We start from the raw sequence: 16,169 nt of genomic DNA on the forward strand, positions 1-16,169 counted from the left end.
AAAACTCTATATCACGCAACTTGAATTAAACATATAGAACCAGAACAGCCTCCGCCAACTGTGTTGTCAGGGCTTAAATAAAAAATATTGTTAAGTAGGAGAGGAACCGACTCATTATTGACTCGGTGGTTTGGAAAAGAAAAATTAGGTGAAATAGTGAGTTCCGGTATGTAAAAAGGCGGCTTCAGATGAAAGCCGCCTTTTTTGATGTGGATATAAAAAGGTAATCCGGTCAGATACCCGACATACCTCCCAGCGTAGCATCCTGACTGCGACGATACGTCGGGTCGAGCATACCACCATCGGTTGTTATGTCGTCATCATTGTCGTTTCGGTATGGTGTGGTCCGGTCGCTTTCACCGGCGGCCCGCTGGTTAATAAATGATTCAGCCAGTTGAGTCAGCTTTTTATCCGCGTTCTTTTCTTCCTGTAACGTCTGGTCGAGCAACTGCGTTGCTTCTGTATAGCCAAGTACACGGGCCAGCGTTACGAGTGATCCATAGACCGCAATTTCGTGATGTTCGGTTTTTTGTCCGCAGATGATCAATGCCGCATCGCGGGTTAGCGAGCCTGATTCCGTATCTGAAATAATGGTACGCGCATCGGAGATCAGTCCGTCAACGGCGTCGCAGGTCATGTCATCAACATGCAGGTTCAGGCTACGGAACACGCGCTCAAGCCGTTCCACCTGACCACGGGTTTCCTGCTGGTGTTGCAGAAAGCCGTTTCTGACTTCATCCGTGGTAGATGCGTCGGCTAATTCAGCCAGTGCATCCACTAATTGTGTTTCCGTATAATAAATTCCGCGTAGTTCATGAATGAATAAACCATGCAGACCTTCTGTATCGGTATCGTTACCACTGAAGAAGTTTGAAATTTTGTCCATTAGAGAAGCCATAGCATTGAGTATTTAAAAGATGTAACAAGTTCATTTACAGTCAATAACTGTGCCATGTGCTGATGGTCAGCATCCTAACGAAGGGGTAGGGAGGGAGATTGAGGCAAGAAGTCTACAGTCACTGTAGCGTAAAATTCCGGTTGGGAAGCCAGCCTGTAACGGAAGGCCGCTGAAACGCTTTGGTTGGTTTACCCGTATCAGAGAAAAAATGGTCACTTGGTGTACAAAACCCGTTTTTTATGATGTTTCAGGCTATTTATGCCTGGCAGCACCGAACGATAAAGCCTTGAAAAATGTTTAAAAAGTATAGCCAACTCCCAAACAATCGCACCGAAAAACGATTATTTGAAGACCCCATCTTCCTGCTTTCTGGCTGGCAACTTCGTTCATATTTTGTTTGCAATACTAATTTTGCTCCTATCTTTGGCGCAAAAGATAGGTTTTTGGGAAGAAAGCGACCCGGACTATGCGTATGTAAATGGTAGATTGGTCGTGGTGAAAACAACCTGCAACCTGTATTATGACAAAAAACTTAGTCATTGTTGAATCGCCGGCGAAGGCGAAGACGATTGAAGGATATTTAGGAAAAGACTTTACGGTTAAATCGAGCTTCGGGCACGTCCGTGACCTGCCGAAAGACGGTATGGCTGTAGATGTACAGAATGGCTTCCGGCCTTCCTATGAAATTTCACCGGATAAACGGCAGTTGGTAAGTGAGCTGAAAAAACTGGCTAAAGATGCCGAGGAGGTCTGGCTTGCTACGGACGACGACCGCGAAGGAGAGGCCATTTCCTGGCACCTGAAAGAAGCACTGGGGCTGCGCGACAACACCAAGCGGATCGTTTTCCGCGAGATCACAAAAAACGCTATCCTGAATTCGATCCAGGCGCCGCGCACCATTGATCTGGATCTGGTAAATGCCCAGCAGGCCCGCCGTGTGCTTGACCGCCTGGTTGGCTATGAGCTTTCTCCGGTGTTATGGCGCAAAATTAAAGGAGGCAGTACCGGCCTGTCGGCGGGCCGTGTGCAGTCGGTAGCTCTGCGGCTGGTGGTTGAGCGGGAACGCGAAATTGAAAAGCACCAGTCTAAATCCAGCTTTAAGGTTACCGCCCGGTTTATCGTCGACGGTAATAAGGTGCTGAATGCTGAACTGCCGAAAAACTTTGCAACGCAGGCCGAAGCCCGTACCTTCCTGGAACGCTGTGTGGCTGCCGTGTTCAGCATTAAAAATCTGGAAACAAAACCGGCGAAAAAATCACCGGCTCCTCCGTTTACCACCTCGACCCTGCAACAGGAAGCCTCCCGGAAACTGAGCTTCTCGGTTGACCGGACCATGCGCCTTGCCCAGGCACTCTACGAGGCCGGTAAGATCTCGTATATGCGTACCGACTCAACCAATCTGTCACAGGAAGCGATTGATAAGGCTAAGGCAGAGATCGAAACCGAGTTTGGTGACCGCTACGTGCATACCCGGCAGTACCGGACGAAAAATGAATCGGCGCAGGAAGCCCACGAAGCCATCCGGCCGACTAATTTCAGCGACCGCTCGGCCGGTGCCAATAAAGATGAAAAGCGCCTTTACGAACTGATCTGGAAACGGTCGATTGCCTCGCAGATGGCCGATGCCCAGCTGGAACGGACAACGGCAACCATTTCCATTTCGACTACGCCTGAAGAGCTGATTGCTCAGGGGGAGGTGATCAAATTCGACGGCTTCCTGAAAGTTTATCTGGAATCGAAAGACGACGAGGACGAAGAAGCCAAAGGCATGCTGCCTCCGTTGCTGATCGGTCAGAACCTGAATCTGGGCGAGATGAAGGCGACCGAAAAATTTACCCGTCCTCAGCCGCGCTACGCGGAAGCCAGCCTTGTCAAGAAACTTGAAGAAATGGGCATCGGCCGTCCGTCGACCTATGCACCGACCATTTCAACGATCATAAACCGGGGGTATGTCATTAAGGAAGATCGTCCGGGACAGCAGCGCGAGTTTAAGGAAATGACCCTGCAACGCGGGCAAATTCAGGAAACCGTAGGCAAGGAGACTTTCGGCTCCGAAAAATCCAAACTCTTCCCGACCAATACGGGCGTTGTGGTAAATGATTTTCTGGTAGAATATTTCCCCGACATCGTCGACTTTAAATTTACGGCATCCGTCGAGAAGGAGTTTGACGAAATTGCGGAAGGCAAGCTCGACTGGCAGAAAATGCTTGAATCGTTCTACGGGGATTTCCACCAGAACGTTGAAACGATTCAGGGCACATCCGTGGCTTCGTTTAAAACCGGTGCCCGAGAGTTGGGTCTTGATCCGCGTACGGGCAAAAAAGTCTCGGCTCGCCTGGGTCGGTACGGGGCGTATGTGCAGATCGGAGAAGCGACGGATGACGAAAAACCACAGTTTGCCAACCTGCGCAAGGATCAGCTGATTGAGACCATTTCGTTGCAGGAAGCGCTTGAACTCTTTGCCCTGCCCCGCGAAGTCGGATTTTTTGAAGATAAACCGATGGTGATCGGTGTCGGTAAATTCGGCCCCTATGTCAAACACGACGATAAATATGTGTCGCTGGCCAAAGACGACGACCCGTATACGGTTTCGGCGGAGCGGGCGATTGAACTGATTCAGCAGAAACGCGCCGAGTCGGCGAGTGATACGCTGGGTGAATACGAGGGTAAGCCTGTGTCGACCGGGAAAGGCCGATTTGGCCCGTATGTGAAATTCGAAGATAAATACATCTCGCTGCCTAAAGGGGATACACTTGCCGGCATCACACTGGATCGCGCCATTGAACTGATTCTGCAGAAACGGCAGGCCGAGAGCAATAAATACATCAAGGAGTTTGCCGGGAACCCATCAGTAAAAGTCGTGAACGGGATGTATGGACCGTATATCGCGGTGGGGAAGCGGAACATAAAAATTCCGAAAGATACAGACCCTGCCTCTCTGACGCTTGACGATTGTCTGGCGCTGGCCGGCGAACCGGCAGCTGCGGAAAAAGGGAAGGCCAAAGCCGATAAATCAGCTGATGCTCCGAAAAAAGCAGCCGCAAAGTCAACCACGAAGGTTGGTACGGCAGCAAAGAAGACGAAAAAGTGACCTTCAGGGTCAACTTACAAATCTATCAGTTAAGAATTTACGTTATTAATTCAGCTATGGGTCTTCCATAGTGTGGATTAGGGACAAATCCCGGCGGGCGTTTGCTTGCCGGGATTTTCTGTTGGTAAAGACCCCGGTTTTAGCCCCTTCCCGGATTTCGTTTTTGGCCAAATTGCAGAATCCGTCGTACTTTCGTGCTGATTTTTGACACTTAGCGGTTCCGATCGATTATTCAGAGATAGTATGCAGTTATTAGACGGGAAGTTTCTTTCAGCACAGATCAAGCAGGAAATTGCGGCAGAGGTCGCAGCAATCAGAGAGGCCGGCGGTAAAATCCCGCATTTAGTGGCCATTCTGGTGGGTACACTGGGTCGGAGCGAGACCTACGTAGCCAGTAAAATGAAGAGTTGCGAAGAGGTTGGCATGAAGTCAACGCTGATTCGCTTCGATGATTCCGTGACGGAAGACGAGCTTCTGGATGCTGTGCGGAAAGTAAACGACGATCCGGATATGGATGGCCTGATCGTTCAACTGCCGCTTCCTGATCATATTTCGGCCGATAAGGTCATGGAAACCATTGCGCCTGCCAAAGACGTGGACGGGTTCCATCCGATCAATATCGGGCGGATGGCAAAGGGCCTGCCGGCGTATATCTCAGCGACGCCGCAGGGTATTCTGGAAATGCTGAAGCGGTATAATATCGAAACCGCCGGCAAGCATTGTGTGGTCGTAGGCCGTAGCCAGATTGTGGGCCTGCCGATGAGCATTCTGATGCAGCGCAACACCTATCCGGGCAACAGTACCGTAACCATTACCCACAGCCGGACGCAGAATCTGGCCGAAATCTGCCGGTCGGCCGACATTCTGGTGGCCGCGCTGGGGCGTCCGGAGTTTGTGACTGCCGATATGGTGAAAGAAGGCGCGGTTGTCATTGACGTGGGGCTGGAGCGCGTGCCGGATGCCACCAAAAAAAGTGGCTTTGCCCTGAAAGGCGACGTGAAGTTTGATGAAGTTGCCCCCAAAGCCAGCTTCATTACGCCGGTTCCGGGCGGGGTAGGGCTGATGACTATCTGCTCGCTGATGCAAAACACATTGAAATCCGCCAAGCGGGAGATTTATCCGTAAGATATTAACATAAACAGGTTTTGAAAAGCTGTGGAAACGCAGCTTTTTTACGTTCTACTCCGCATATAGATGAAGCACATAACGTTTATCACTCTTCTTTTCCTTACTGTTTTCCATACCTATGCCCAGCCCAAACGGGAGTTCCGGGGGGCCTGGATTGCGACCGTCGGCAACATTGACTGGCCCTCACGCAAAGGATTGCCGGCCGACCAGCAGCAGCAACAGTTTATCAATATCCTGAATCAGCACCAGCAGGCAGGAATCAACGCCGTAGTAGTCCAGATCCGCAGCGTTTGCGACGCCACCTACCCGAGTACGCTGGAGCCGTGGGCCGAAGTGCTGTCCGGAAAACAGGGACAGGCCCCGCAGCCCTATTACGACCCGCTTCAGTTCATGATTACCGAATGCCGGAAACGCGGCATTGAATTCCACGCCTGGATGAACCCCTACCGGGCCGTTTCCAACATCAACACGGCGCAGCTAGACCCTGCGCATGTGGTCAGAACGCATCCGGAATGGCTGCTGGCCCAGGGCAATCTGCGTATCCTGAACCCCGGCCTGCCGGACGTACGGAATTATGTGACAAAAGTGGTGATGGATGTGGTGCGGCGCTATGACATTGACGGTATCCACTTCGACGATTACTTTTACCCATACCCCCAGACCGGTCTGACTTTTTCCGACGATTCAACCTATGCCATACATAACCGTGGCATTACAAAACGCGACGACTGGCGGCGGGATAACATCGATCTGCTCGTAAAGCAGGTATCTGACAGCATCAAAGCCCTAAAGCCCTATGTTAAATTCGGCATTTCGCCGTTTGGGATCTGGCAAAACCGGTCAACGGCCCAGCCGCTCGGGTCAGCCACCAGCGGGTTGCAGGGATACAACGAGATTTATGCCGACTCACGGAAATGGATTCAGCAGGGCTGGCTCGACTACATTGCGCCGCAGGTCTACTGGCACATGGGCTTTGCGGCGGCCGATTACTCCGTGCTGGTCCCGTGGTGGGATAACGTGATGAAGGCCTCGCCGGGCCGCCACCTGTACATCGGGCAGGCGGCTTACCGGGTCAATAACGACAGCAACGTAAACTGGCTGACACCCACCCAGATTCCGAACCAGATTCAGTTTAACCGGCAGATGGCCAACGTGCAGGGCAATATTCTGTATAATACCACCTCCGTAATCAGCAATCCGCTGGGGTTGCGGGATTCCCTGCGGAACCGGTTGTTTGCCCGACCGGCCCTCATGCCTGCCATGACCTGGAAAGATGCGGTGGCGCCACCCGCCCCGACGCTGCTCGTAACGAGTAGTGAGGTGAGTGCCACCCTGCGCTGGAACCGGCCAGAGACCGGAACCGGCCCGATGGACAGAATCCGGCAGTTTGCCGTGTATCGTTTCCCGAAAAATGCAGCGGTGGATATTAGTCAGGCAGATGCGTTGCTGGCCGTAACGCCAATGGATACAACGCTTTTTGTGGATGCTACCCTGAAAAAAGGCGAGCCGTATACGTATGTTGTAACGGCGCTCGACCGGCTCCATAACGAAAGTGCACCCTCTAATCCGGTTTCTGTAGCGCTGATTCTGGGCGGCGAAGCCGGTTTGACGGCCGATGCCCTGGTAAACGCCCCAAACCCGTTCAGCGGAGAAACGATGATTTCGTATACCTTGCTGCGGGCGGGTGATGTGCGGCTGACAGTACAGGACCTGACGGGTCGTGAACTGGCTGAACTAATAAACGAACGGCAGGCTGCCGGTCCGCATCAGGTGATGTATCGGGCCGGCAACCTGCCGTCGGGCATGTATTTGCTCACCTTGTCGGTGAACCAGATCCGGTTAAGCCGCCGGATGATTGTGCAGCCTTAGAAACCGATATCGAGTACGAGTGGCTCGTACGTCATCAGGCCGGTGTTGACATTATAGATCGCCCGGGCACCCACACTGAACGGTTGCCGGAAGCGCAAGACGTTAAAGGTAAACAACAGGTCGGCTCCCACCGACTGGAATTGCTCCTGAAATGCCTGGCGCTGGCCTGATGCGGTCGGATACATGCTCTTGCCGCTACCGGCGTCTATAAACCCGGCCGCTACGACTCGCTGAATGTAAAGCAAGCGGCCGATTGTCCAGTGCGGACTGGCCAGGGGCAGGCGATACTCCGCACTGCCGACCAATAGCTGGTCGTGGCTGGTATAGGCGTGGCCGCGCGGGAAAAAGATCGTGCTGGAGAACCGGTACGTATTGGCTTCCAGCTGATTCTGTTGCTGGAAACCACCCCGCAGCCGGATCGAGTGGTGTTTGCCGATGCCGGGCAGGAATAAATTGCCCTGAACGCCGAACTGCTGCCCCGATAAGGAACCACCAAACGGCGTATGCCGCATAATACCTGAGAGCGTGATGCCGAGGCGGGGAGCAACGTCACGTTTGCTTTGTTTCAGCAGCAACGAATAACTGAGGCCGTAGGTCATGGCATAGAGACCACCCGCGTTGCCGACTTCGGAGTAGTACCGCCCCGGCAGAGTATACCCTTTAACGGTGAACAGATTGTAGTAGGCCGACAAGGTCAGGTTTTGGCGGAACTTTGACTGTGTCAGGACAAACGGCAGGCGTACCCCGGCCGATAGCTGGTTGTATTGCCACGAATCCGAGCGCAGACTGTCCAGCGGGGTCCGGCGGTCGATATAGATCGATGTTGTCCGGTTGCCGCTCTGGAACGTCAGGTCGAAAACCGGGAACAGGCCCTGATAACTAACGGCCCCGAAAACAGTACCCGTTTTTTCTGACTGGTTGAAGCTGTAGCCAACGGAAGCTTGCGTCGTAGCCAGCAAATCCTGCGATTCGAGAGAGGCGGTGAAGTTCTGCCCGTCTGAAGCGGCGGCGGGGCCGAAGCCAATCAGATTGAGGGCGTGTGGCAACCGGCGGTACCGCCTGACCGGAAACGTATCTTTCGGGTAAGGGTTGTCGAGGGCCGAGAGGGTTGCCTGAGTACCCGTCTCTTTATTGAGTGAAGGCCCGAAATAACGGATATGCTGGTCTTTGACCTGGCTGGCGGGCACCCATTCGGCCGGATTCAGCCCCATTTCGGCAATCCGGAAGCCGGTGCCTTTGCGGCGGTCGGCGGTAAAATCCTGAAATGCCATGCGCTTCTGATCCGGCGAAATAGCCGCCTGGTAAGCGCCAAAGGGCCGCGAGGTTACCTGAAACGTCTGACCATTCCGGGTATCAACCGCATAAATATTGTCGATGCCCGACTGCGGTGAGTTATACAGCACATAATCGCCCCAGGGCTGCGGGTGGCTGATGTTTTCCTGCGTAAGTGGCAGTACATCCGTTCTGGCCCCTGATTCAGCGTTTATTACCTGAATGGTTTTGCCGGCCGGAGCGGACTTGCCGCGGTGTTGCTGGGCAACCACCACAATACTTTTGTTGTCGGCTTTCCAGCGCGGATGCAGGTAAATATCGTTGGCCGGGTTCTCAATTACGGTAACGACCCCACCCGCTTCGGCCTCTATGACAACGAGTTTATTGATTCCTTCAGGGGTGTTTTCAACCGCAACAATTTTGGTGCCGTCGGGCGAGAGCGAGACGGCGGTATACCGGCTTTTGTCAGAAAAACGCTGGCCGAAGGGGCCGAATAATTTTCCGGTTTTCAGGTCGAGCACCCGGATTTCCGACCAGACCTTCATGTTCCAGCGGGGCTGATACCGGTACTCTACCCAGCAGGCTTTGTTGCCACCCACCGAAAAATACTCGGGATCATTGAACAGACCGGGCACAAACAGTTTATGTTCTTTGCCCGAGGGGGAGAGGGAGACCAGCTGCGTAATATCGCCCAAGCCGTTTTTAACGGCGATAACGGTGCTGTCGGAGGTATACTGCGGATATTGGTAGTTCGTATATACAACGTTGCCATCCAGCCCTTTTTCCGGTTGGGTTGCAAACGGACGGGCAGGGGTCAGGCGGAGGTTTTCCTGCTGTTTGCGCAGGGTTTCGTCAAGATCAGCCATCGTGCGCCGGTATAGTTCTTCGACGCGGTATTTGGTGACTGATTTCAGGCTGTTTGAAAACGAAAACGGATAGAGCGGAAACGCGTAATAGCGGTTCAGGACCTTGCTCCAGGCATTGATTCCGTAATTGTTCTTGAGGTTAGTGCTCAGGAAATAACCGAGTACATAATGGTCGGGTACGTTGTCGCGGTACGAGCCCGCAACGGCTTTGGCATAGTTGAAGTCTTGGCCAGACAGGCGGTTGGCGCGCATACCCAGATCAAAGTTCGGAATCCGGCCCCGGCCGCTCCGCGTCAGCAGGGTTTCTGTTCCGACCGCGTCGCCTTCGGCAAACCAGTCCGGTACGCCCAGCATCATCCCCGCCTGTGCATAATTGCCGAACAGGGTGTGGACCAGACCGGTAAGCCCCTGAAGAGCCTTTTCGTTCTGTACCACGTGGCGGTATTCATGAACGGCCAGCAGATCGAGCCATTCGTTGGTACCGGTCAGCGACGGTGCCTGCGGGGTGGCCGTGAAAAACTCAGATTTACGCGGGAAGAGGGTTACATACCCGTTATTGATCGTTGTCTGGTTTTGCAGCAGAATCGAAATGGGGCGGGGTTTGCGGTCCAGTGAGGCACTCACCGGCTCATAAACCTGTTCCAGACGTTGGGCGGTTTGCTGCGCCCGCTGTGCAAAGCCTTCGGGATACAGCACCCTGAAATGGGGCGTTTTCAGCTGGTACCAGGGCAAACTGCCGGGTGTTTGCTGCAGTACAGGAAAGGTTTGGGCCAGAGCACTCAGGGTAGTGAGCAGGCAGCCTGCCAGAGTAAGTCGTGTTCTCGTCGTCATCAGCTACGAAATAACGAAATATCCCTAATTACCCAAATTCCGGGCCGCCTGCAGTTAACCTTTCTTGACAAGGAATGAGATCAGCTTTTCGACAAAGCCGGTATAGGGCGGAAAAACAATGGACGAGGTCCCGTATTCGCGCCGGACAACGCCGCGCAGGTTCGAGAATTCCTGAAAGCCGTAAATCCCGTTCGACTTACCGATTCCGCTGTTGTTTACCCCGCCAAACGGGAGGGAGGTCTGGGCAATCTGACTCATCAGGTCATTGATGACCGTATCGCCGGCCGTTGTCCGGGCCATAATGTAGTCGATGTTGCGCTGGCTGCGGCTCTGAATGTAAAGTGCCAGCGGTTTTTCCCGATTCCGGATGCGGAGCAGTGCTTCGTCGAGGTGGGTAAAAGTCAGTACCGGCAGCACCGGCCCGAAAATTTCCTCCTGCATAATGGCCATGTCGTCGGTAAGGTTGTCGAGGACAGTGGGTTCCAGAAAGCGGTCGGCGGCATCGGTCTGCCCCCCGATCCGGATGCGGGCACCCCGCGTTACCGCCTCACTGATTAGCCCGGTCACCCGCTGAAAATGCCGGTGGTTAATGATCCGGTTATAGCTGCCGGACTCCTTAATTGGTTTGCCATCGGGCGAATACATGGCTCTGACGGCATCCTGAAAGGCACTCAGAAAAGCCTCTTTTTTCGACTCATGAATCAGCACATAATCCGGTGCGATGCAGGTTTGCCCGTTATTGAAGCATTTCGCCCAGGCAACCTGTCGGGCCGCTGTTTTCGGATTTACGGTATCATCGATAATCACGGGCGATTTGCCGCCGAGTTCGAGCGTAACCGACGTGAGGTGACGGGCTGCTGCCGCCATAACGATCTTGCCGATGGCCGGACTGCCGGTAAAGAAAATATGGTTAAACGGCAGGTCGAGTAATGCCTGAGAAACTTCAGCCCCTCCGTCGAACAGTGCTACCTCCTCGCGCGGAAAGAGCTCGCGGATCATGCGCTGCAGTAAGGTTGTGGTATGCGGCGTCATCTCAGACGGCTTCAGAATGGCCACATTGCCGGCCGCGATGGCCGAAACCAGGGGTTTAAGCACCAGACCGAACGGATAATTCCACGGAGCGATGATCAGCACGTTGCCTTTAGGTTCATGATGCACATGGCTGCGCGTACCGATGAGCGGCAGGGGGGTGGCTACGCGCTGCGGACGCATCCACTGACGGAGGTGTTTCCGGATATAGCTGATTTCGTGCAGCAGAATGCCCAGATCGCCAAGTAATACTTCTGCCGGTGGTTTCCGGAAGTCGTCGTACAGGGCTTTAAAAATAGCCTGCTCATGGTCATGTACCCAGGTTTCGATTCGGTTAAGGCGTTCAATCCGATCGGCAGCGGTGGTTAGTGCCATTTGCGGGGCATACTGGCGCTGTTTATCAAAAACGAGCTGGATCTCCTGGCTCAGATCAAATTCAATGGGAAGTGTATTCATGGCAGAAACATATTATGTTGTATAAAAGTACAAAAAAAGCGTCTGCCTCCTACTGAGTACAGACGCTTCGGTATAATTTATCGGTTTTGATCAGTGACTGAGTCCGTCAATCAGCACCCTCGCAAGCATGGCCGCCTGTTGCTTTTGTTTCGCCTGCGTTTCACCCGCCATGATCTGCACATTTATAATGTGATTATTATAGAGTACATGTATGGTGTTGCGGCCCGGTTCCCAGAGTGCTTTATCGCCGATTCCCTTCATGGCCACGAACGCACCCTGACTTTCTGCTTTTTCGGTAGGCATGCTGGCCCGGGGCGTAATGTGGGCAGGGGTACGGGACGTGTCATTTGCCATGGTAGAGTCCCGTTTGTTGCCCGGAATCTGAGCCGGCGTACCTACCGATCCTGCCGTACCTGCCGGATTCGGACCCGAGGCGGCTTCGGCCGGACCGTCGGCACCGCCTAACCCTGACGTTACACCGGCCTGTTTGGGCTGGTATCGCTTATCGAACGCATATTCAGCATGATAGACAGAGGCATACGGCTTATGACCGCCAAAGGCAATCCGTACTACGCGGCCGTCCCACTCAAAGGTGCAGCCGTTGGCCTGTGTGTTTTCAATAAGTTCGGCATCATGGTCTATACCGAATGTTTGCTTAATAAGTCCTTCTGTCACATAATGACAAGGCTCACGATAATCGGTATCGGCAGAAAGCATGTGTATACCAACCACTTCACGCGCCAGAACCGGACTGGCAGAGCCGGCCGCATTGCCCAGCGTATCCGTAAAGCCTCCCTGCTTGCCACAGGACAGTAACAGAAGGGGAAGCATACTGATCAAAATCATCCGTTGAGTCATGATTTTTTTGTTTACGTTTCCATAAATAGACTTCAGGTTAAAAAATCTTGTTTTGAAATATTAGCGTATGTATAAAATAGATATTAAAAGGGATTTTTAAGATATTTTCTTGATTTCTGCGTTACTTATTGACTTTGAGTGGTATTATCTTCTAAAAACGGAGATGTCATGTTGGCATAGTGTTTGTGTTAGTAACAGGAAGTATTTCAGGTAGAGGTACATTCTTATACAGCCCCAGCGTACCACAGTATGAAGTATGCAAAAACTATATGGTTCATTTTACTAGTTATTGCCGGTAGATGTGGTTTACATGCGGCCTACGCGCAAGTTGCCTGTGGTACATCATCGCCTTCCCGATTGCAGGAAAGCGAGTACCAGCAATGGATTGTGCGCCTTAAACAGGCGAAGACCAACAAAGCGGCATCATCTTTGCAATACATCCCGATCCGGTTTCATGTCCTGAGGCGTGATGACGGAACCGGCGGTCCTGATATTACCACTATTAATCAGGGGCTTGTGCTTCTGAATCAGTTGTATAAGCAGGCCGGCATTTCTTTTTACATGTGTGGTTCTGCGCCGAATTACATCAATAGTTCGCTTTGGTTCGACATGGATACCAGTGAAGAGGATGACCTGGTAGCGGCGCATTATGTGAACAACGCGGTAAACGTGTATCTGCTTAACAGCATCACTAATGGTGGGGCTGCGGTGGGGGGGTATGCCTATTTCCCTGATCCGAGTGCGATTACTAACCGGGTTTTTTCACTTGGTTCACGTCTTACTAACAATTATACACTCGCCCACGAACTCGGCCATTATTTTAACCTCTATCATACGTTTGAAAACAATAACAATACATTCGATCCGTCGCGGAAAGAGCTGGTGATCCGTCCGGGAGATCCGCAAAACGGCCGGCCATTTACAGCAAACTGTTCAACTGCAGGTGATTATGTCTGCGATACACCGGCTGATCCTTACGGGTTATCAGGTGCCACTACATCGGGTTGTACCTATACGGGTACTGCCAGAGATGCCAACAATGACCTGTTTGCCCCCGATATGACCAATATCATGTCGTATTATACGCTTTGCGTCAACAGGTTTTCGGCAGGGCAGTATACACGGATGGCAGACGGGCTTCTGTTGCGTACGGATTCCGGAAACGAGTATACCCTTGATTGTGCCACTCCCAATCTGGCCGCTCCCTCGAACCTGGTGGTGACTATGACAGCACAGGGGGCCTTGATTCAGTTTACCTTTACCGGCAATAATGCTGCCGGCTTTATCATTGAAAGGGCTACCAGCGCCACAGGAGATTTTACGCCCCTGGCCGGTATTGCGCCAACCTCACTGTCGTACGTCGACGCCACGTTAGCGCCGTATACTACTTACTATTACCGGGTCAAGGCATCCAACGCGTCAACTCAGTATTCAACGACCCAACAGGTAACGTCGACGCTGTTCTACTGCGCCCCGACCTACAGCCAGCCGGTAGCCAACTTTGTGCCGGAAATTTCGGATTTCATCATTCAGGGCACTACCCTGAGTAAGATTAATTCGGGAAACCCGAATCCGTCGCGCTACTCGGATTTTAGCCAGACACAGTATACGGTCAATGCGGGTCAAACCTATACGTTTATTGCACGGGCCGTAACGGGCGGGTTTGGTACGTATGTCAACCAGCATGCGACGATCTGGATCGACAAAAACCGTGACGGCGTGCTGGCCCCAACCGAAATTCTGTTTCAGAGTTCGGCCAGCCAGCTCATGAACCCAACCCTGACGGGGAGCATTACCATTCCGTCGGATATGACACCCGGCCCGGCCCGGCTCCGCATCCGAAGCCAGTATAGTACTGACGGGCTTGTAACGGATCCTTGTAACACGCTCCGGTTCGGGGAAGCAGAAGATTATACGCTGAACATTCAGGGAACGCCGTCGTGCTTTACGGCCAATTCATCCGTAACAAACATTGCCTGTTTCGGCGCGACAACCGGGCAGGTAACGCTTTCGGCTACGGGAGCTACCGGTACGCTGTCTTATACCCTGAACGGTTCGGTAAACAGTACCGGTGTTTTCAATGGCCTCGCCGCCGGGCAGTATACCAGTACGATCCGCGATGCCACAACGGGCTGCTCAGTGATCCGTTCGGTAACGATTACGCAGCCAACGCAGATTGTTTCTTCTCTGTCGGGCTCAACGGCGGTTTGTGGTGCGCAGGCCGTTAATCTGTCTGCCAGCGTTACGGGTGGTGTGCCGCCATACCGGATTACCATCAACGGCAATCAGACGGCAAATTACGTAAGCGGGAACGCTATCCCGGTTTCGCCCGGACAGACCACGATGTATACGTTGTCGTCTGTTCAGGATGCCAATAACTGCATCGTTAACCCGAATAGTACGGCGACCGTTACGATCAATACGCCTGCCCAGGCAAGCATCTCCCTCTCGAATCCACAGCTATGTGCGGGGCAAACGATGACGCTGTCATCGAGTCCGGGCGTGTCGTATGCCTGGAGTACCGGCGGCAACGGACAAACGATTGTGATCAACGCTACCGGTACCTACTCGGTAACGGTCACCGACGGTAATAGTTGCCGGAGTGTTGCATCGGCAACTATTACGCAGGCCCCGGCTGTTAACGCAAGCATTACCGGGAATCTGACGATCTGTAACGGCACCAACGCTACCCTGACGGCAAGCGGAGGGACGTCATTTTTGTGGAATACAGGGTCCAATACGCAAACAATTAATGTGGGAACGGCCAGTATTTATTCGGTAACGGTGACCAGTGCGGCCGGATGCCGGGCAACGGCCACCGTCACGGTCATACAGTGCTCAAATATTCCGACATTCACATTTAAGGCAAAGTTTTTGCTAGAGGGGTTTCTTAATACCCAAACAGGTTTACTTTCTACGGATTTAGCTACAAATAATATCCTGCCGAAGCAGCAACCGTTTAATACCTCCCCGTGGAATTATACAGGTAGTGAGCAAGTTAACACATATCCGGCCAATGTTTCTGACTGGGTTTTAATAGTTGCAAGAACGAATGATGGTACGGTTATTGATAGACGTGCAGGTATGGTACGCAACGATGGCACGTTGATAAACCTGGATGGTTCTGAAGGTATTGGCTTTACCAATCTTCCGGTTACGGTTTATTTCTCGATTCATCATAAAAGTCACCTGGCGGTCATGACTAATAATCCCGTAACGAGCGGAGTGGTGGTTGATTTTACAACGGCTGCGACCGTTGCGAGGGGTAATCAGCAAGAGAAGTTGATAGGAACCAAGTATGTCTTTTATGTAGGGGATTACGATGGAAGCGGAATTATAAATGCTGCCGATTTTAACAAATGGTCAGCCAACAGGGCCGCTGTCGGTATGTATTTGTCAATTGATGCAGATGGAAATACGATAGTAAATGCTGCAGATTTTAATAGGTGGGTATCAAATCGATCCATGATCGGTATAACCGAAATTCAACCTTAATGAAGTTTTGTTTGATAAGAATTTATACATACTGAATCATGAACATATTCTTTGAGTGGGCATATAAGTGTTTGTTTACAATACTTATAGTAATGTGTACCATAGTTGGTTCACAAGCACAGCAGGCAGACATCAGGCTTGTCGGAGATGTTAATTGCTCTTTAGGCACTTACACAGTACGACTACAGATTAAAGCGGCAGACTCAAATACCTTTGCTATCGGAACTTCCTCGATTCTGGTGGATTATAATCCACAGTCTCTCTCATTTGTGTCTTATCAGCAACAAAACTTTTCTCCTGTCAATCCATGTACTCCTGCTGGATTTCCAAGTGCATGGAGTGATCAGGCATTTAATGGCACAACAATACCCGGAAA

At 52.2% G+C, this 16,169-nt stretch carries 8 protein-coding genes; 4 read left to right on the forward strand and 4 right to left on the reverse strand.

Going from position 1 to position 16,169, the window contains the following annotated elements:
* Positions 1-232: 232 nt before the first annotated feature.
* On the reverse strand, positions 233-898 hold the full coding sequence (locus tag BLX24_RS00005; RefSeq protein WP_071501051.1) for a YciE/YciF ferroxidase family protein: 666 nt from the start codon (positions 896-898) through the stop codon (positions 233-235).
* Between the two features lie 520 nt (positions 899-1,418).
* On the opposite strand from BLX24_RS00005, the gene topA reads away from it, so the two are divergent.
* The 3 genes from topA (at position 1,419) to BLX24_RS00020 (ending at position 6,986) form a co-directional block, all read left to right on the forward strand.
* Positions 1,419-3,989 carry a type I DNA topoisomerase gene (topA, locus tag BLX24_RS00010; protein ID WP_071501052.1) on the forward strand — a complete coding sequence of 857 codons (2,571 nt, stop codon included), beginning with the start codon at positions 1,419-1,421 and terminating at the stop codon, positions 3,987-3,989.
* A 243-nt stretch (positions 3,990-4,232) separates the two neighbouring features.
* Positions 4,233-5,114, forward strand: a complete 882-nt coding sequence (locus BLX24_RS00015; RefSeq protein WP_071501053.1) for a bifunctional 5,10-methylenetetrahydrofolate dehydrogenase/5,10-methenyltetrahydrofolate cyclohydrolase — start codon at positions 4,233-4,235, stop codon at positions 5,112-5,114.
* A 69-nt stretch (positions 5,115-5,183) separates the two neighbouring features.
* Positions 5,184-6,986, forward strand: a complete 1,803-nt coding sequence (locus BLX24_RS00020; RefSeq protein WP_071501054.1) for a family 10 glycosylhydrolase — start codon at positions 5,184-5,186, stop codon at positions 6,984-6,986.
* On the opposite strand, the gene BLX24_RS00025 is transcribed toward BLX24_RS00020, so the two are convergent.
* From BLX24_RS00025 to BLX24_RS00035, 3 genes are all read right to left on the reverse strand, one after another.
* The gene (locus tag BLX24_RS00025; RefSeq protein WP_071501055.1) at positions 6,983-9,955 is read right to left on the reverse strand and encodes a BamA/TamA family outer membrane protein; all 2,973 of its coding nucleotides are present in this window, start codon (positions 9,953-9,955) and stop codon (positions 6,983-6,985) included. The two genes, BLX24_RS00020 and BLX24_RS00025, sit on opposite strands and share 4 nt — an antisense overlap.
* A gap of 54 nt (positions 9,956-10,009) precedes the next feature.
* Entirely contained in the window at positions 10,010-11,440 is a 1,431-nt protein-coding gene (locus BLX24_RS00030; protein WP_071501056.1) for an aldehyde dehydrogenase family protein, read from the reverse strand.
* A gap of 90 nt (positions 11,441-11,530) precedes the next feature.
* Positions 11,531-12,271, reverse strand: a complete 741-nt coding sequence (locus tag BLX24_RS00035; protein ID WP_143092526.1) for a hypothetical protein — start codon at positions 12,269-12,271, stop codon at positions 11,531-11,533.
* A gap of 384 nt (positions 12,272-12,655) precedes the next feature.
* Here BLX24_RS00035 and BLX24_RS00040 point away from each other — a divergent pair, with 384 nt between their 5' ends.
* The gene (locus tag BLX24_RS00040) at positions 12,656-15,793 is read left to right on the forward strand and encodes a GEVED domain-containing protein (RefSeq protein ID WP_071501058.1); all 3,138 of its coding nucleotides are present in this window, start codon (positions 12,656-12,658) and stop codon (positions 15,791-15,793) included.
* Positions 15,794-16,169 lie beyond the last annotated feature (376 nt).

The sequence above is a fragment of the Arsenicibacter rosenii genome (assembly GCF_001870735.1).
GTDB classification, from domain to species: domain Bacteria; phylum Bacteroidota; class Bacteroidia; order Cytophagales; family Spirosomataceae; genus Arsenicibacter; species Arsenicibacter rosenii.

Bases quoted from the DNA above. Each gene is read 5' to 3' on its own strand.
- BLX24_RS00005 (WP_071501051.1), bottom strand. From the start codon at position 898: ATGGCTTCTCTAATGGACAAAATTTCAAACTTCTTCAGTGGTAACGAT.
- BLX24_RS00015 (WP_071501053.1), top strand. From the start codon at position 4,233: ATGCAGTTATTAGACGGGAAGTTTCTTTCAGCACAGATCAAGCAGGAA.
- BLX24_RS00035 (WP_143092526.1), bottom strand. From the start codon at position 12,271: ATGCTTCCCCTTCTGTTACTGTCCTGTGGCAAGCAGGGAGGCTTTACG.
- topA (WP_071501052.1), top strand. From the start codon at position 1,419: ATGACAAAAAACTTAGTCATTGTTGAATCGCCGGCGAAGGCGAAGACG.
- BLX24_RS00030 (WP_071501056.1), bottom strand. From the start codon at position 11,440: ATGAATACACTTCCCATTGAATTTGATCTGAGCCAGGAGATCCAGCTC.
- BLX24_RS00020 (WP_071501054.1), top strand. From the start codon at position 5,184: ATGAAGCACATAACGTTTATCACTCTTCTTTTCCTTACTGTTTTCCAT.
- BLX24_RS00025 (WP_071501055.1), bottom strand. From the start codon at position 9,955: ATGACGACGAGAACACGACTTACTCTGGCAGGCTGCCTGCTCACTACC.